This window comes from Vibrio sp. 10N.261.51.F11, from assembly GCF_041471665.1.
Lineage (GTDB): Bacteria > Pseudomonadota > Gammaproteobacteria > Enterobacterales > Vibrionaceae > Vibrio > Vibrio crassostreae_C.
The window spans coordinates 18,789-36,864 of sequence record NZ_JBFROW010000045.1 but is presented as its reverse complement, the minus strand read 5'-3'; the positions used below and the strand labels follow the sequence as shown (position 1 = coordinate 36,864).

The window sequence follows — 18,076 nt, the reverse complement described above, 5'->3', positions numbered from 1 at the left end:
TCGAAAATCACCTTACAATCCTACGTCGATAATTTTAAATAACGACTTCGAATATGAAATACCCAACGAAAAATTCATTGTATAAATACCTATCAAGCGATAGATAGTCTTATAAAATCATTCCTGACGCAACTAAGTGAATGATATTCTGACAAATTAATAACATTCCTTTTCAACAAAACGTGAGGTAAATCACATACATATTTATCGGCGCGAATGTAGATATTCATTAAACACCTTAACAAACAACATAGCATACCAGTATAAATTAGTTCAAAGGTTTTAATTTTTGTAGATACAGTTCAAATTGCTCGTTAGAATAACCTCAGACTTTGTAAGAGGATTATTTATGAGCCAAGATATTGGTAACAACGATGTATGTGAGGCTTGCGGCTGTGCAGGCGAAATCGGGTTCATCATTAAAGAAGGCGACGATGTTGCTGAAGTAACGGTTTACGGAAACTCAAAAGCACTGATTGAAGCTGAGTTTGCTAAGTATGTTGAACTTGCTAAACAAGTGTCTAGCAACGTTGAGTTCGAAGCATCAGAGATGACTGAAGAAAGCACAGAGTTGCACGCTCGCTTTAAATTTGAAGTTAGCGCTGAGAAGATTATTTTTGAACTTAAGACTCGCTCTCTAGCGCGTTAATATAAGCATTTATATGCTTATTAAAAGACGAGTGAATTACTCGTCTTTTTTTAATTGAACCCAAGCCAGTGACCCATTTTGCTCAAAATCGTTTTCTGCAGCGCACTGAATCACTACGCCCCCCACCTCTAACACTGCCCCAATGCTATAAGCCTTGTCATCGTAATAGCAAACTCGTTGCTGTTGACCGCCTTGTGTCACCACCACCGCAGCTTTACCGGGCGTTGAAATTACTTTGTTGGCACTCGCAGACATTGAGCCAAACACTGAAGCGGCTATCAGAAAGACCTTAATAATTCGTATATTTACTCTAATCATTAATTTACCTATCATCTTTGCTCCATTCCTCGTTAATCTACCGCCAAATGGGTAAAACACTATGCGAGATTAATTTTTCCATTATAGTGTAAGCGTCTATCGTAATAAGAAGCCTGTTATGCTCAGAATAATTGCACTTATTATTGGTTCCTTAACCATAACAAATGTCAGTGCTGAACCACTCGATCACTATCAAATATTGAACCATCTCGATAATTACGGAAACTTATATCTACGAAATAAGCCTTATACATCACTTCCAACTGGCTTGGTGGTAGATGGTAATCTCAATATAGAGAATACTGCGATCACACGCCTACCCAAAGGGTTAGAAGTGAACGGCAGCCTTAAAGGCTCTAACAGCCAACTCGCTCGAGTCCCGAGCGGGGTTAAGATAAAAGGTTACGTCGACTTGATTGGCAGCCAAATCACCAGCTGGCCAAGAGGTGTAAGAGTGGGCGGCTTTATCAACCTCACCGACACTCCACTGGAAAGGCTACCGAATGGCTTTAGAGTAAAAGGCGATCTGAGCGTGATCCGCACTCCTTTAACCGAGTTACCCAACGGGATCGTGATTGACGGCGACCTTTATATAGGTGGTTCTGGGATTACAACATTCCCCGAGACCATGACAGTCAAAGGCAACATCTATCTGGGCGGCAACACCGTAACCAAATGGCCAACCAATCTAGATCTCGGTGGTGCAGTCGCTCGCTAATTCAGGCTAATGCTCTAATGCTCTAATGCTCTAATACGTTAATGCTCGATCGCAGCAACAAATGGTGATTCAGAAACAAAAAAGGAGCCCAAGGCTCCTTTTTCAATTCAATCAAGTTGCTAATCAACTAGCAAGCTAACTAACGCTCGTTAACCAATGTTCTTCACTGGGTTGGCGTAGCTATCGATCAAGTACTGACGCGCACCTTGTGGCAGGCTCGACAGTTTAGCTTCAAACTCTTGTTTAACGGCCGCTGTAATCGACTCATCTTCTTTTTCTGCTGCCAGCAAGTTTACTGGGAACAGTTTGTAGTTATCGTGGATCTGACGATCGATCTCTTCAGCAAGCGCTTCAGGCGTATCAAAATCTTGGTCGATAACCTGACCGAAACCAACGTGAACGCGTCCTTTATCACCGATGATGCCTTGAATGATACTTTCGATATCTTCAAACTCACCCTTTTCGTAACTGCCGTTTACGTCTTTTTCGAAAAGCTCTATCGCTTTAGCCGTGTCACATGGGTCGTTCTCGTAAGAAATAGCCACAGGAACAATCTTCAATGACTTCACGTATTCAGGGAAAGCAATTTTTTGCTTACGTCCTTCAACGTGGAACATTTTCAAAATTGCTGGCTCAGTAAAATCGTTACCGTCTTTCGCACGACCTTCCTTTTGAGCGATCCAGATTGAGTTGCCCGTTTCTAGAGAGTGCTTAATGTAAGAAGACAACTGCCCTAGCGCTTTCATCATCTCACGCGGTCCTTTCAAAGAACGCTTTACGATGAAGCTCTTGTTTAAACGCATCAATTCAGTCGCACATGGCTTTTTCAACAGGTTGTCTCCGATAGCGATACGACAAGTCTGATGATTATTTTGATGCAGAGCGTAATTTACTAACGCAGGATCCATAGCAATGTCACGATGGTTTGATACAAACAGATAAGCTTGGTTCGCATCCAGTGACTCGATACCCGTGTACGTCACACCGTTAGTGGTTTTCGCTAACGTGTCGCGTAAGTACTTTTTCACTTCAATCTGAATGGATTCAACGCTAGTCAGCTTGCTCCACTTCATTTTTAAGTACACACGCAAAATCGGGCTCATTAATGCTTTGAACCAAGACGCATGGTTTGAAAAACGGTAGTGCAAGATTGCACTGATAAATTCTTCATCATTAATAAGACGGTTTAGTGCCGCTGGAATTTCATCATCGCCGTAAGGACGAATATCAACATATGGATCGGTTGGAGAGGTCATTTTTTAATTCATATAATAAAAAGCTGGCTCATTCTACGCGTTGTTTTGACTTCTCGCAGCTACAGAGCCCATACTTTTGACAAGGTCAGACCAGAAACATTGAAAATCCCCTGTTATTGTTGGCATTCTTTAAGATTAACGGTAATCTTGACGCCCCAAAATTAAGGTACTATCTATGAACTTCGCTATTGAATATACATCGGCTTACTTTTCACACTTGGTGATCACACCACGCAAGAAAGTACTTAAACATAGCCTTGTATCGGTTCAAAGTGGCTTGGTTTTGATTAAGTTAGGCAAACAAGAGTATGCCGTTGAACCAGGACAAAGCGTCTGGATTCCACACGACTGCCTAACGTCACTGACCTACTTTCCAAACACTCAGGTTAACCGTGTCGATTTTTCTGTTCGTTTGACGGATTCATTCCCAAGACAAGCGGGTTACATTACGCAAACCAACCTCTCTTCGGCACTACTAGAAAAACTAGAGCAAACCAAAGCTCGCGCTTCCAATGCCAATAATACGGAACAAGCGTTTAAAGATATGCTTTCTGTCTTGAAGCAAGAAGTGTTGTCGTTTAAACCACTGCTTTGTGAAAGTGCTCTTTCTCAGCGATTCAATCAATGGAACATTGATGATTCAAACCTGCCACAAGAGCACACTCTGGTGATGGTGATGCGAGAAGCGAAGAAGCGCATGCAGTCAGGTCAAAAACGTTCACTTGTGATTGATGATCTGTTCTCAGGTAAAGAAGAAGAGTTCGAGCAACTGTGTATGCTTGTTTTTGGTGAAGATTTATAGCTTGGCGGAAAGTGAGTGCTGGTATTAAAACTCGCAAGCCAGATACTAAAAAGCCGCAAAAACTGAGTTTTTGCGGCTTTTTTAATTTTTACTATTTAGACGTAGATAGCAATCTATCTGTGTATCTGCCTGTCTAAAATGGCAACTCAACCTGCATCATTAGGTCGGCGTCACGTGAGTCGTGCCAACGATAATCAAAGCGCATACGCGGCTGCCCTTCGACTTTCTCGCCAAAACCGATGCTGAGTTGAAGACCATGATTCATCAACCACTCCTCTGTAGACATATCATACTGCTCGTCTTCAAGGTCTTCTGGAAACCACATACCCAAGCCAACATAGTTTGACTCAATGCTTTGTGTCAGCAATGGCGAGTCTTTACTTTGAAGTACCCAATCAGACCAATAGTCCGGTGTGCTTTCAGGTTCATCATCGCTCAGCCCACTGATTTCCATCATACGTTGGCCAAAAGACTCAATGCTGGTCGAGAAATCTAGACAATTGTCATCTTCATCAGAAGTCAGCATGATTGAATCTAAGCTAAAAAAATCACACTCAGCATACGCAGGCATACTACATGCTGCCATGATCAACGTCGCTGATATCGCGCTCTTTAGCATAGTCCTCTGACCTCTTGATTAGTGAACTTACATTATCTGATACAGTCCACTATCTTGCAACATCTTTGTAACTGACTTTGTACTCAGTTTTGCAACATCGCTTCCACTTATCAGTGCATTACGTATGTCTGTGCTGCGAATTTTCACTTTTTCAGGGCAAGCCATTACAGACCACTGCTCGGTAATCTCATCTGATTTATAGAAAGATGAGAACTTAAAGAAGTTATCTGGGCCAATAACAAACGTCAGTTCAGCGTCACGATGTAACTTTTGAAGTTCACTGAGCACTGCATAAGTCGTGACGCTTTCACCTGGGGTAAATAGGCTCTTTTCGATCAAAGAAAGCTCCACTTGATCCAGTGAAAGATCGCTAATAAATGCGTTAACTAACTGACATCTCATATCAAAGTCTAGCATCTCTTTTCCCCAAGCATGGGCAATACTTGGAACGAGTAGAATTTTGTCAAAGTGAGCCAACGAATCAATCACACTTTTGTGCCCTAAGCTCGGTGGATTAAACGCACTACCGAAAATGGCTATTTTTTCCATTGTTTATTACTGCCTTCTCTTTCTAAGCTTGTGCAAAGAGGTTTTTAAATCGGATGATTTAGGTATGATAACACTAGATTTTTAATTTGCTTGCAGGAAAGGAATACGAATGGAACAGTTAATTCGTGACGAAATGCGCGTACTACCTTCAATTGACCCTCACTTCGAAGTGACTCGTCGTGTGGACTTTATTAAAACGAAACTTCAGCAGTCAGGCTGCAAGTCTCTGATCCTTGGTATCAGTGGCGGTGTGGATTCGACAACTTGTGGCCGTTTAGCACAAATGGCCGTTGATAGCCTAAATGAAAACGCTGGTAGCAACGACTACCAATTCATCGCGGTTCGCCTGCCTTACGGTGAACAAAAAGATGAAGACGAAGCGCAACTTGCGCTGTCTTTCATTCAGCCTTCTCAATCTGTTTCTGTAAACATTAAAGCGGGTGTTGATGGGCTTCACGCTGCATCTCACATTGCTCTAGAGGGCACAGGCCTACTACCAACAGATTCAGCAAAAATCGACTTTGTGAAAGGCAATGTGAAAGCTCGAGCTCGCATGATCGCACAATACGAAATTGCAGGTTACGTTGGCGGTCTTGTCATCGGTACTGACCACTCAGCTGAAAATATCACTGGCTTCTACACCAAGCACGGTGACGGCGCATGTGATTTAGCGCCTTTGTTTGGCCTGAACAAGCGTCAAGTTCGTGAACTTGCAGCAACGCTAGGTGCGCCAGAGCTATTGGTTAAGAAAGTGCCTACTGCCGACCTAGAAGAGCTTGATCCACAGAAAGCCGACGAAGCAGCATTGAACCTTTCTTACGACCAAATCGATGATTTCCTTGAAGGTAAAGAAGTCCCTCAAGACGTGTCAGACCGCTTAGTAGGCATCTACAAAGCAACACAGCACAAGCGTCAACCGATCCCAACGATCTACGATTAATTGTTTGAATTAATCTTAGAATCAAAAAGGCCGGAAGTTCATTTCAGTGAACTTCCGGCCTTTTCTATTCAATGTGCTTTTCTTTCTGGCCTTCCGACCTACCGAGTTAGTCTACAACTTCGATATCAGTTTGAGGCACACTGCAACACGCCAGTATTTGCCCCATGTTGCGTTCATGCTCTTGCAACGCCGGTACATCAGGTTGATGAACTTGCCCAGACTCAAGGGTCACTTTACAAGCACCACAGAAACCCGCGCGACAGCTTGATGCGATAGACACACCTGCCGACTCAGCTTGCTCTAGTAGTGTTGATTGGTTGTTGCCTTCGAACAGGTAGCCGTTAACGCTCAACTGCAGTTGCTTCACCGCTTCTTCCGTTGATTGAGCAACACCAAACGCTTCTTGATGATAATGCTGAGGATTCAGCCCCATTTGAATCAGCAATTTCTTGGCATTATCCATAAAGCCGTCAGGGCCACACACGAATGCTTGGCGCTTATGAAGGTCCTCAATTTTGGCGACATGAGACACACTCAAACGACCTGACAAACCATCCCACTCTTTCGTTGGTTGGCTTAGTGAATAAATCACACTTAGACCAGCATGTTCGCGAGCGATCTTATCAATCTCAGCTTGATAAGGGATATCTTCTTCACTGCTGCATTGGTGATAGAACACCACATCATCAATCTGACCATGGTCGGCTAAGTAACGAAGCATCGACAACATAGGGGTGATGCCGCTTCCCGCTGATAACAGCAGTAATGGATGTGTTGGGTTATCTTCTAAGTAGAATGCGCCATCTGGATTCTGAGCAACTAGCGTGTCACCGACTTGGAAGTGATCATTGAGCCAGTTTGAGATTTGACCATCGTCCACTCGCTTCACGGAAATCGCCAAACGACCTGCGCGTGAAGGGCTAGAAGATAACGTGTAACGACGAGACACTTTCTCGCCATTAATCACCATTTCAATCGGTAGATGCTGCCCCGGCTGATAGCTTGGTAATAAATTGTTCTCTTTCGCTGGCTCTAGCCAAAAGGTTGTGAAGTCGCGAGCGATCTCTTCACGCTCGACGCAAGTTAAGTGCAGTGACTCGACCCAAGAGTCTTCGTAATGTTCTTTCTCTTTGGTTTCAAGTACCTCAACAACGTCACCCGCTTTCACCAGACCTTCATTTTTCGCCACAAGGTTCTGACCAAAGAAAACGCCACCACGTTCATTGGCTCTGAACGTAGAAAAGGTATTGAGTGGCTCTTTTGTTGCTCTGAATTCGCCGCTCTCAACATCGACTGTCGTTAGGATACAGCGCTCACAAGGCTTCACCGCTTCGAATTCAACCTCACCAATTCGAATGCGCTTCCAACCATCTTCAGCAAACGCTTCAGTGTTTGAGACGACAAAATTGGTGCGGAACTGATCCATTGAATGGGTTTCAGGGCTGCGGCGATTGAGTTCATCAAGAGAGGCTTGGCTGATCACTAACATTGGGTAACCGTCAGCAAAACTCACATTGTGACCGAGCTTTTCACGAACACGATTCGATTGCTCGCCAGAAAACAGTAGCTCAACGCGCACGCCCAACACATCACTGAACCAATCATCGGCTTCATCACATGTCGTGTATGCCGTGAAGCTGTCTTTCCACACCGTTGCTGGCGCTTCTTGCATCTTGAAGCTCGCATACTTTAAGCGCAGCGGTTCTTTAGCTTCATAAGTGAAGATCAAACCATCTGGTTGCAAGCTAGAAGATACCTTGACCATTTTAGGGTACTTACGTGCCGTCACCATTGAGCCGTCAGCCAAGGCCAACATAAAACGTCTGTCGAAGGTAAGGCCCTGTTTTTCGACCCAAGCAGAAGAGAGTGCAATCCCACCTACTGATTTAACCGGAAACACATTAATTTGAGATAAGGAGGGCTGTTGACCTGAAAGCTCTTGCTCCAAAGCCTTTTGATCCAAAGGTGACTGCGACATAACGATTCCAATGTTTTGTTGTTTGTCCCAATGCTAACAAATGGTTATAAATAGATAAACTGGCAGGCATTAAACACTTGATACTAAGTAGGCATGATTAAACTAATAGAATGGCATTATGTTCCGGCAAACCTAAAACTCTTGAAACTAACGATGATGCTTTACACACTAAAAGTAACCCGAATTTATTCACGCTATTTTTAAGTAGATCAGCAATATGCTGCACCTTGTTTCGACAATTGACTCAATGAGCCAGGTTTGCCTAAGTGATAGCCCTGAAAATAATCTATGCCCTGCGATTGTGCAAAACGTAAATCTTCATGGTTTTCTATACCTTCAGATAACAATTCAATCTGATACTTCCGAGCTAAAAATCTAAGACGCTCCCAAAAGGTCGAATTATCACTCCGGTTTCTCATTAACGACCGATCTATTTTCACTATGTTCGGTTTAACAACCCTAATCAGTGCTTCACCAGTGTTATAACCACTGCCATAGTCATCTATCGCGATTTTAATTCCAAGACCACGACATACTCCAAACTGGGACATCATCCTTTTCTCGTCAATGCCAACCGGGTATTGTTCATTCTCAGTAAGCTCAATCCATAAGGTTATACCCAACTTATTACATGCTTGCCAAATTGGGGAAATATCACGTAGAAAAGTGAAACTTAAAACGTGATCAGGGGAGATATTAATAGTCAGAAAATCAATCATTTTCTTCTGAGACAATAATTCCTCGGACACTCTTAACAAGAATATTTGAGTAAACCATGCAATCTTCTTAGAGTCTAACAGACAGCGAATTGACGATTCAACATCGTGCCCTTTTTCCCAACGTAACAAAACCTCAGCACCGACAGTTCCATTGCCATTAGTTATCGGTTGAAAAACAGGATAAAACAATCCCTGATTAACATCGTCAATAAGTGCTTCGGCTTGTAAATTTTCAGACAACATATTCGTATTCATAAACAAACCTCTTTTTGTGATTAATCCATACTACAGATCAATAACTAGCAAGGATTAGCATGAACAAATCATATGTAGCTTTACATGCCTACTTCTTAACCGTGAAGACAAACTGCATAAGTAGTTAAACGAACTCCTGTACAAATACACAATGCCGTTTCAAAACGGTAATCTCGAGTCTGTTACATTTAGATAGGTTATTAAAAACGCCATAAACTATCATAGATGGCTATACTTCAATTAGATCAAATTACGCTTAGGGATAATGTATGTTTGGTGACTATTTAAAGGAATTGAGAGTCTCACTAGGTCTTACTCAGAGTGAGCTTGCTGTTAAGTTAAACCTTGCAAATGAAGAGTTTCGCTCTGTAGACGTGGTAACTCTCAGTCGTTGGGAACGAGGAAAAACCAAACCAACACTTGCAAAATGCCTAAGAATCTTGCGTTGTTTACAGGTTGACCTGAGTGACTTTTATGAATTAATACCTAATCCAAACGAAACAAAGCTACTAGACGAGGTTGAACAACTTCGTTTTAATAACAGGGTAACGAAGCTTTCATCATTAAGTTATGAAGAGCCACAAGAGCCACAATCAACTTTAATTACTGAGATGCCACTTCTTTTGAAAGATGATGACAAGATACTATCTAGCCTTAAAATCTTTTACGAAACAGCCATCCATACACCGAAGGGTTTTTTCGACATTAATCTATATGACTACCAACAAAACAAACGAGCTATTTTAAAAAGATTTATAACAGAAAGCGGGCAGTTGGTAGGTCACTCAATTAGTTTTATATTCGAAAGTGACTATTTTGACAAAGTTACTCATTCAAAAATCATTGATATCGACCTGACAAAATCTGTCAGTTATAAAAATTCGACTAAGTTATCGGTTTGTAATTATAATCGTTACTCTTCTAATTTCCAGATATTTCGATGTATGTTAGTTTCTCAATTTATAAACCTAATTCACTATTCAAATGTTCAACGTTATTATTTCTTTAGTGCATGGCCTGAAATCGGACAAATTTTAGAGCAACTTGGATTTAAGAAAATAGCATTTGATATTGAGTCAGAAAAAGGAGGTTTTAAATTAGGCAACCGCTCATTCGAACATTGCTTATACGAAATTGATACAGCGACACTTCTTTCTCAACCCGAAATAATAACCCTCATAAAAACAACCCAGTGGGATAACCAATACTCAATCAAAAATCATTAGGCATAGCCAAACAGACTTTAAATTAAGATGCCTACCATCTTAAGTTTCTACACATAATAATACTTCGCCTTATGCAAAAGATTGGAGAAAACTACTGTGTTTGGCGAATACTTAAAAAAATATCGAATCGCGAATGAACTAACACAAAGTCAAGCAGCTACAAAGCTCAACTTACTCGGAGGAGATCTATCGAACATTGATACCGTTACACTTAGTCGATGGGAAAGAGGAACAACTAAACCAACTCTTAGCCGTAGTATTCGTGTTTTGCGAGAATTTACCAACGATCTTGAGCCTTATCTATCTAAAGTTAGTCATTTACAACATCAAGACCCTAGTTCTAAAAATAGAGTTGATCAATTCAATACTCTGATGGAAGAGAAATACCGTAGTTTAAATAACTTGATCGCCAGAGCAAATTATCAGTCAACATCGATGATCGAACACAATCCTGTTTGTGGATATCCGATTGGAAATTCTAATGATAGTGAGATTGTAAATTCTGTACTTGTTTTTCATGAGAAAACCTCTGATGAGAATATTAAGCATGGACTCTATAAAATCGATTTTTTAAAATATTGCAATGAAAAACGTTTCATTGCCTATAAATATGTCGACAGCGTCACAGGGGAGCTATTAGGACATAACATAGGCACTATATTCACGACTGAAGGTATGATCTCCGAAATTGAAACACTTTCTCAAAAGTCGATTGATGAAATAGATTTAAGAAAAACCGTTCCTTATAATAAAAGACGAAAATTAGCTTATTTTGCGGTGAGCCATCATTCGCTGTACGAGCGACCTTTTCGTCTACAATTAAATAGAGAATTCAGGTTTCTAGCAAAACACGCTAACATTACCGACTACTACACAACAGTTGCTATAAAGAGCTCAGCAGAAGTACTCGAAAAAATGGGATTTTCTGTTGTTTCGTACGAGAAAAAATCAACCAACGGTGCAATCAAAATTGGTAAACACTATTATTCTAAAGCTTTAATGCACATAAAAACAAGCCAGCTATTTACTCAACCCGAGTTCTTGAACTTGCTTACAGGCTGTCAAACCTGTTCAAACCCATGCTCAATTAGCTCTCAGTGTTGCTAAGCGGTCTCTTTCCGCGCACATTAACAGGAGTACCAATCCATCGAAAGATAGTTCTGATGGATGAACTCCTGCTTGCTTCAATCTTTCAAAACACAGCTCTACAGTTTTGACATTCGTATTCGATATTATTGAACCAATATACCTCATTATTTTCCCACTTAAATTATCAGTACAATCTATATACTATGTAATTAAGCGATTGAGTATTAAAGCATATGGTAAAAAGTTAGAATCTAATATGCTATGTTCGCTTGACTACATGTCAACCTCACGAACAATTACATCATCTACTTCATTGTTTAGTAATGTTACATAACTGCTCTGAGTCATGCCTCTTACAGCTTTCGTGTTTTGCATGCCATCCACATTCGTTAGACTTTTGTCAGAATAAATTGCTCGTATATCTCCATCGACTCGGCCTGAAAACGTGACATCATCAGCACTAATAGAAGCAATCGCTGAGGTTGCAAAAAATAAAAACGAACATAAAACGACCTTAATATTGACAAACGACTTCATAAACACCTCAAATGTAATTGGTTACATATGAGAGTTTAGCTTATTCGCAGGAAAAAAGAAGTCTAATGCCTACCAGCCACTCTTGCATCCGTGATGTTAGATTTGTAAACATTAATTTGTTCAGAAAAGTCCATTCATAACGATCATGATATAGCATGGATACGGCCACATCAATTCACCAGACTTATGCATATTATGCACTGGTTAGCGATTTGATGGCAGTTAAACCTTAGGGAGAGACCGAAGAGTAAAACGCTAATACATATCTTGCAAGTCTTCATAGTAGTTTAATAGTTTTACATTAAGAGAATTAAATTTTATCTAACTTCGTAATATTTAATACCTGAACCTAAGATCTGGTATGTAAACCATGATTCTTGGCAACACTTGATTATTCACATCAACGTAAGCTATGTAAGATCATAGATGAATAGTTAGACAGATTTAATCGAGTGCAAAAAAAAAGCATCACCATACCTTATAAGAAATAGGTCTAGTAATACTTTAATATTGATCAGGTTACCGGTAAGAGCTTATTCTAATACTTGGCCAGGAATGATCAAATCAGGATTTTCAATATCATTACTCTCAATGATCTCTTCTAAATCGAAGCCGAACTTTCTACGTAGTTCATATAACCAATCACCTTCTTGTACGACATAAGGTAATGTCGGCTTAACAGCAACTTCGGATATACTGTTAGACATAGTATCGAAGTCACAGTCCGTATCAGTTGGGTCAGATGTGCAATCCGGAGCTTTCGTAATTTCAAGTGACGAAGGGCGAGGTTCAACTTGGTCAGACTCAATCTTACGCTTGCTGTCATTGAAATAATAAGATAATCCAACCACGGCTTCTCGTTGATTTTGCCCAAAATCATCATTCAACGTTTGATTAAGTGCGATACTCGCACCGAAATATTCATTCAAAGCATACTCAGCAAGGTACTCTATTGTTGGATATTTATCTTCAAATCCGACTCCAACCTTTAAATCAATTTCTTCTCCATCATGTATACTATAAAGCAAACCTAAATCAGGTATGTACTCAGAATCATCTAATAATTTATAATGTTTGATACCTAGATTCAATTGAAGTCGGTTATATTGGTAGAGAAAATAAATAGATTGAGAATTCTCAAACATATCTCCATCAAAATTATAGCCATAGTTTGCCCCTACCCCCAAAATATGAGCAGTTGGCTTCTCAGCAACCGCTGCACCGCTGGTTAGTACTAGAAACATAAAAAAAATATTATTAATTAGTCGGTTCACAGGTTCACCTCATAAACAACATTAAACGACCCTTGGTAATTACCTGAACTGAGTGCATTTCCATCGACATCAAAACTAACATCGTATGCTACATCAACTTTGTTACTACCTTCTCCATTCACTGTAATCACTTCTGAATCAGGAAAAGATACGGTATTAAGTACTCCGTCTTGGACAATCACCTTGTCAGGGCTTTCGCAGCCAATGGCACACGTGATTGTGTAGGGTATCTTTTCTAGCGAGTTATCAATATTTGTAAGCTCATAGTCACCTGACGTAGGGCTAAATGTCATAATAACGCCTGTAGGTAAAGTCCCTAACAAGCTAACATCATACCTCGTTGTACCAGAGATCCTTTTTGTTGCAGTATCATACTGGGGTTCAATATTCCCGTCTCCAAGTACCGTTAATGATTCAAGGATCGCAGCTTGATAATCAATCGTGATAATTAACGTCTCCGGCACTCTGGTATAAGTCATCGTACCGGTTTGACTTGTAAAAAAGTAAGTGGGTGAAAGGTTAATTGATGCCGTAAAAGTTCCAGATCCAACAGGGGCTGCGAACACATCATTACTGATATTAGGCAAAGCGAAAGCAGGTCGATAAAACTTAAAAGGCTCTATTCGGCTTGTTGCTGTGTAACCCATTCGCGACACACACAAAGTCGACTCTTGGCCCACTTTCGCACTCGAACCACTTATATTTGTAGCTGCACACTCATTGGCAACTCCCATTCCCACATTTGACCCGTAGTCTTTTGATGTGAAATAACTAGCCGAGCTACCCAAATTATACTCAACGCCTAACAACTCCAGGCTGGTGTTAAAACTTTCGCCTGTAGAATGATTAACAAAGCTAACGTTATTAACGGGTTGGTTATCCATCGTTGCGGGATACCACTCTGCCGTTGGTTGCTCTTGCGCTATCGTCCATGCAGATGGAGATATAGCTTCACTACCGAAATAACTATTTGGCGCCGCATTGTTCCAAACCACAGAGTTGTTTGCTGTAATCGTTCCGTATACATCTGCAGCATGGCTACTATCTAAAGCCGTGAATAATAGCGCTATACTAATTAGGCTATTTCTTTTTAATAGTGATATTTTTGTTATAACTGTAATCATGGTTGGCTACCTTAACGGATAACGAATCGACATTTTGCAGGCCTTCTGCTAATTTTATGGTTTTCTTTCGACCAGATAGTATTGTATTAGTTTGTTTACATTTGTTACTAACAGAATTCGGTTTACAGTTATCAAACTGTATGTAGAAAAATGTGTTACCATTATTTTCCACATAAACTTCTGAACCGTTATATTTAACTTTGTAGTCAACATTAGTATTTTTTGCAGGTACAATATAATAAGGAGCATAACCATAATTAATACCAATTATACTTTCTTTTTTATCTCCATCGATAACGCTAGGCATGAAAGTCACTTGATAAACTTTGTCCTTCTCTAAATCATCACAATTAACCTGACATAAATTCTTTACTGATACACGACGTCTTTCCCCCGGATTTAATATCAGTTTATTGGGTAATAGCGCAAGATCCCATAAAGGTAAATTATCTTTTGTTAGCTCTACCTTTTCTAACTCTCCGTTTTCAACCTTTACTTGGCTAACGTTACCTTTTATATATTCAGGTTCAGTTTTCGAACTAGTCAGAGTAAAAACTCCATTACCATCTTCTCCAGCTATAAGAAGCATTTTATCTATGCTAAATGCATGGCTAAAAGAGGTCGTCATTAATAGTATCGAAGTAAATATTACACGTTGCATAATTTTCTCTATGTTAGTTATAAGCATATGGCGTCATCTCCATATGAACTGCATAATTAATGAGTTCATCAACATACAGTTTGTTTGCCGTAGTTAGTTGCTCAGGAGACTTAGCGAATATATACAAATAACCGCCAAGCTTTTTGTTTATAATTTCAACACCTGAGTTGTTCAGTTTGTTCTGATAGTTCAATACAATATTACTATCCTTGTATTGCCCTAAGTAGTAATAATAAACACCATCAACTAGGGCTATCTGATAACCTTCACTATTTTCTTCGAATGATGGCATACAGAAGTTATTACCTAAATTCAAATTATTAACCGATGATAACTCCGGTATTACACATTGGTTTTCCTTAGATATAATTTTGTAAGGTTGTTTATCTTTCACCTTAAATTGATACACACCTTCAACAAGCTTGTCAGTAGAAACACAACCTCCACCGATACATTCAACTCCGTCTATTGGATTTCCATTTATATCACTAAACGTCGATATAAATGATTTCAACTCAGACAACGACGTATCCAAACGGATAACAGTTCCTGGATAACTAGTAGCCGACGTATAAGACTCACCATTGTTGTAAAAATCAGAGGCTTCCGTATCAAGCTTGAATTCATATTCATAGAACTCTTTTAATGGATATACCGTCAAAGCATCTCCACTAACATAAGCATTGCTTTGTTTTCCATTCTGCTCGGAGTTAACTACCGCCAAGAATTTTCCATCCGAAGACAGTTCCCCTGTATCATTATTCGAAATAAAATAAGAAGATGACTTTTCACTCGTAAACTCTATTCCTTGAGAAGTTACGATATTACTTGTACCAATATATGCAGAAACACTTGTATTGCTACTTGAATTGATATAGGTATAAGAGTTTGAGTCAATATATTTATTCTTATAATTTGCAGACAATGATAAATCGGCACTGCTTTGGTCTTCAGTAGAATCTTGATAATAAAGTCCCGCAGAGCTTGATACATTTAGATTGTTTCTGTTAATTAGACTACTTGAGACTGTATCTCTATGCGATAGCGCAACATCACCACTATCATCTATTTGTGCTTGTGTACTATGTGTGTATGTGTTTTCCTGGCCTATTGGAATAATTATTGAGGCCATAACACCATAATTTATATCGCTCGATTCACTTGCTGATAACTCTAAGTTCACCTTTGAGTCAAGTGGTAATGATGATATCTGCACGCCACTTCTTGCAGACCAACTTTCTGATTCATTATTATAACCATTACTAAAATCTTTATATTGGTTTTTTGTTAATATACCCGATATATATGATGATATATTTCTCGTTAAGTACTTGTTGTAATTTACTGATAATGACGTATAGTTCGAGTTACTGAATAAAAGTTGAGACAAACTAATATCTCCAATACTATTATCATTTTCACTATCAAACTTTGTGTAAGATACACTTAAGTTATAAATCCCCACATCAAAATTATAAAAACTAGATCCATCGTCAAATAATCCTGTTACTGCCGATATTCTGGACACTTCCCCTAAAGATAAGTGACCACCAACATAATTATAATTATCTTCCCCTGTAATAAACGAACCTGCACCCAGTGCAAAAAAATCCGTAACTTGATAGCTCAATTTCCCATTGGTGAACATTGGACTTTCATAATTATCATAAGCAAAGTTGATGGATTTCTGGTCAAAATCGTCCTCTAGTCCCGTATTCGTCAGGTCTCTTGATAAATAACCGGCTGTAATATGATAATCTAGTTCGCCGGTTTTAATCGACGAAGAGCTTGTATTGACTATCAACCTATCTTCTGTGTAAAACTCTTCACTGCCATCAAATATTCGAATTGTCGCAGTATAAGTACCAAATGGTAGCTCGTTATAGTCAAAGTATTCTTGCCCTGCATCCACATTACGACTTAATAGAACACGGCCTCTATCATCATTAATTTCTAGTCGACCAGCTCTTGAAATGTTCAAATATACTCGTCTAGAATTAGAAGATGATTTTTTTACTAGCTCTCTCGTCGATCCAATCGACAACATGTAACCAGAAGTTTTGCTGCCATTTTCTAAAAACTGAGTACTATTCCAAGGGCGTTCTTGGTATTTATACCCGACAGAGAAACGAGTATTACCACCAACATAGTTATACGATGAGTCATCCGAACTGAAACCATTGACATCACTAAAGTTTAGATCATTATGCAAATAGCCATACTTGCCAAAACCTGCATAATTTTCATGTTGATAAGAATAAGACGATGTATAATCAGTGTTGTCGCTATAAGAACCAGATAGATTCAAACCATGTGACATAATGATCGCGTTTTGATCGATCTCTTCTTTTACAAATTTTATTTCTGACTCTTCTATTATCTCAGTTAAGAATTGTGAGTTAACATGAATAATCAATGATTGGCTATCTGGCACATAAACAAAATCATATAAATCAGGTAGTAGACCACATTCACTTCGATAACCTTTACAATCTAGGCTCGATTCAACCCCATTTACCAGTGTTGTTGCCATCGCATCGCTAACATCTTTCTCAATACCAAGTTCATTCGCCAATGCTTGTGCTACAAGTTGTTTTTGTGAAGTGGGAATTCTTACTTCATCACCCGAGATGAAAGCTTCCGAATAGAATAATTTGTTGTTATCAGCCGAGAGAATTAGTGGCATTCTTATCAACTTCTCTTCAAACATATCTTCAAATCCATCTGGAATATTTGCGACGGATTTTGAACTATATATTATGGCCAAGAAAAATATGATAATTAAGTTTAAACCAAACCAAAGTCTAATAAACATTATAGTTGAAGCTCCACATTGAACGTAATACGACCATTGCAATCTAATGGCTCATCACTCGGTATATTTTTATTTGTCACTAATTCAAATTCATTGGTAGAGTTTTCATATTCAGTATTTTTAATATTATTAAATTCAAAGTTTGGTATATCTGAAATATCAGAGTAATGTTTTCTATCGATATAGAGATCGACAAAATCATCATACATAGTCTCACCGCTATCGTTGAAAACACATTTAGAAGTGAACTCTGATATGTTATAACTGTATTCAAACGAATCCCCAGAGCTTGTTGGTATATTCGTTCTAATATAAGAATAAAAACGCCCATTTAGAAAGGTTTCGTTCTCACCATCATACTTCAGTGCAATAAACTCATCAGATAAATCTACATTTATAGAATAGTCATACAAATTCGCTCTATTTATTTGTGTATTTACTGGAAATGAATAGCTTTCATAGCCAAAGCTATTGAAACTAAAAATAACAAGCAATAATAGAAAGAAATAATTTATATAGATATTCATTTTCATCAGCCTCGAAAAAC

General features: G+C 39.2%; 18 protein-coding genes. 6 read left to right on the top strand and 12 right to left on the bottom strand.

Features of this window, described 5'->3' with window-relative positions; all coding sequences use genetic code 11:
* Positions 1-349: 349 nt before the first annotated feature.
* Positions 350-649: a YfcZ/YiiS family protein gene (locus AB4351_RS15270; RefSeq protein ID WP_017062761.1), complete on the top strand. Its 300-nt coding sequence runs from the start codon at positions 350-352 to the stop codon at positions 647-649.
* Between the two features lie 36 nt (positions 650-685).
* On the opposite strand, the gene AB4351_RS15265 is transcribed toward AB4351_RS15270, so the two are convergent.
* Positions 686-982 (bottom strand): YnjH family protein, encoded by a 297-nt coding sequence (locus AB4351_RS15265; RefSeq protein WP_017067955.1) that lies wholly within the window; start codon positions 980-982, stop codon positions 686-688.
* A 103-nt stretch (positions 983-1,085) separates the two neighbouring features.
* Here AB4351_RS15265 and AB4351_RS15260 point away from each other — a divergent pair, with 103 nt between their 5' ends.
* Positions 1,086-1,685 carry a hypothetical protein gene (locus AB4351_RS15260; RefSeq protein WP_017062763.1) on the top strand — a complete coding sequence of 200 codons (600 nt, stop codon included), beginning with the start codon at positions 1,086-1,088 and terminating at the stop codon, positions 1,683-1,685.
* 149 nt (positions 1,686-1,834) lie between these two features.
* Here the strand turns inward: AB4351_RS15260 and AB4351_RS15255 are convergent, their stop codons facing one another.
* Complete coding sequence (locus tag AB4351_RS15255) at positions 1,835-2,941, bottom strand: 1-acyl-sn-glycerol-3-phosphate acyltransferase (RefSeq protein WP_017062764.1); 1,107 nt, start codon at positions 2,939-2,941, stop codon at positions 1,835-1,837.
* A gap of 175 nt (positions 2,942-3,116) precedes the next feature.
* On the opposite strand from AB4351_RS15255, the gene AB4351_RS15250 reads away from it, so the two are divergent.
* A complete protein-coding gene (locus AB4351_RS15250) occupies positions 3,117-3,743 on the top strand; it encodes a hypothetical protein (RefSeq protein ID WP_017067957.1) in 627 nt (208 codons plus the stop codon).
* A 133-nt stretch (positions 3,744-3,876) separates the two neighbouring features.
* Here AB4351_RS15250 and AB4351_RS15245 read toward each other — a convergent pair whose 3' ends face one another.
* On the bottom strand, positions 3,877-4,362 hold the full coding sequence (locus AB4351_RS15245) for a hypothetical protein (RefSeq protein WP_137001460.1): 486 nt from the start codon (positions 4,360-4,362) through the stop codon (positions 3,877-3,879).
* A gap of 27 nt (positions 4,363-4,389) precedes the next feature.
* Positions 4,390-4,911, bottom strand: a complete 522-nt coding sequence (locus tag AB4351_RS15240; protein WP_017067959.1) for a nicotinate-nicotinamide nucleotide adenylyltransferase — start codon at positions 4,909-4,911, stop codon at positions 4,390-4,392.
* Positions 4,912-5,020: 109 nt separating this feature from the next.
* Between AB4351_RS15240 and nadE the strand changes: the two genes are divergently transcribed.
* On the top strand, positions 5,021-5,851 hold the full coding sequence (gene nadE, locus AB4351_RS15235) for an ammonia-dependent NAD(+) synthetase (RefSeq protein WP_102393916.1): 831 nt from the start codon (positions 5,021-5,023) through the stop codon (positions 5,849-5,851).
* A gap of 106 nt (positions 5,852-5,957) precedes the next feature.
* Here the strand turns inward: nadE and AB4351_RS15230 are convergent, their stop codons facing one another.
* Positions 5,958-7,829, bottom strand: coding sequence for an MOSC N-terminal beta barrel domain-containing protein (locus AB4351_RS15230; protein ID WP_372126464.1), 1,872 nt, complete (start codon positions 7,827-7,829; stop codon positions 5,958-5,960).
* 209 nt (positions 7,830-8,038) lie between these two features.
* Positions 8,039-8,803, bottom strand: a complete 765-nt coding sequence (locus AB4351_RS15225; RefSeq protein ID WP_017062770.1) for an EAL domain-containing protein — start codon at positions 8,801-8,803, stop codon at positions 8,039-8,041.
* Between the two features lie 269 nt (positions 8,804-9,072).
* Here AB4351_RS15225 and AB4351_RS15220 point away from each other — a divergent pair, with 269 nt between their 5' ends.
* Together AB4351_RS15220 and AB4351_RS15215 are read left to right on the top strand one after the other, a co-directional pair.
* Positions 9,073-10,029, top strand: a complete 957-nt coding sequence (locus tag AB4351_RS15220; RefSeq protein ID WP_102321328.1) for a helix-turn-helix domain-containing protein — start codon at positions 9,073-9,075, stop codon at positions 10,027-10,029.
* 96 nt (positions 10,030-10,125) lie between these two features.
* Complete coding sequence (locus AB4351_RS15215) at positions 10,126-11,136, top strand: helix-turn-helix domain-containing protein (protein WP_372126462.1); 1,011 nt, start codon at positions 10,126-10,128, stop codon at positions 11,134-11,136.
* Positions 11,137-11,391: 255 nt separating this feature from the next.
* On the opposite strand, the gene AB4351_RS15210 is transcribed toward AB4351_RS15215, so the two are convergent.
* The 6 genes from AB4351_RS15210 to AB4351_RS15185 form a co-directional block, all read right to left on the bottom strand.
* Positions 11,392-11,655, bottom strand: coding sequence for a hypothetical protein (locus AB4351_RS15210; protein WP_017062773.1), 264 nt, complete (start codon positions 11,653-11,655; stop codon positions 11,392-11,394).
* A gap of 533 nt (positions 11,656-12,188) precedes the next feature.
* Positions 12,189-12,929 carry a LysM peptidoglycan-binding domain-containing protein gene (locus AB4351_RS15205; RefSeq protein WP_065584792.1) on the bottom strand — a complete coding sequence of 247 codons (741 nt, stop codon included), beginning with the start codon at positions 12,927-12,929 and terminating at the stop codon, positions 12,189-12,191.
* A complete protein-coding gene (locus AB4351_RS15200; RefSeq protein WP_102321325.1) occupies positions 12,926-14,053 on the bottom strand; it encodes a hypothetical protein in 1,128 nt (375 codons plus the stop codon). The genes AB4351_RS15205 and AB4351_RS15200 overlap by 4 nt, the downstream gene beginning before the upstream one ends.
* A complete protein-coding gene (locus AB4351_RS15195) occupies positions 14,010-14,714 on the bottom strand; it encodes a hypothetical protein (RefSeq protein WP_229648578.1) in 705 nt (234 codons plus the stop codon). Before AB4351_RS15195 ends, AB4351_RS15200 begins: the two co-directional genes overlap by 44 nt.
* Before the next feature lie 13 nt (positions 14,715-14,727).
* Complete coding sequence (locus AB4351_RS15190) at positions 14,728-17,529, bottom strand: CS1-pili formation C-terminal domain-containing protein (protein ID WP_102321324.1); 2,802 nt, start codon at positions 17,527-17,529, stop codon at positions 14,728-14,730.
* A complete protein-coding gene (locus AB4351_RS15185) occupies positions 17,529-18,056 on the bottom strand; it encodes a hypothetical protein (RefSeq protein WP_240800848.1) in 528 nt (175 codons plus the stop codon). Before AB4351_RS15185 ends, AB4351_RS15190 begins: the two co-directional genes overlap by 1 nt.
* Between the last annotated feature and the right edge of the window lie 20 nt (positions 18,057-18,076).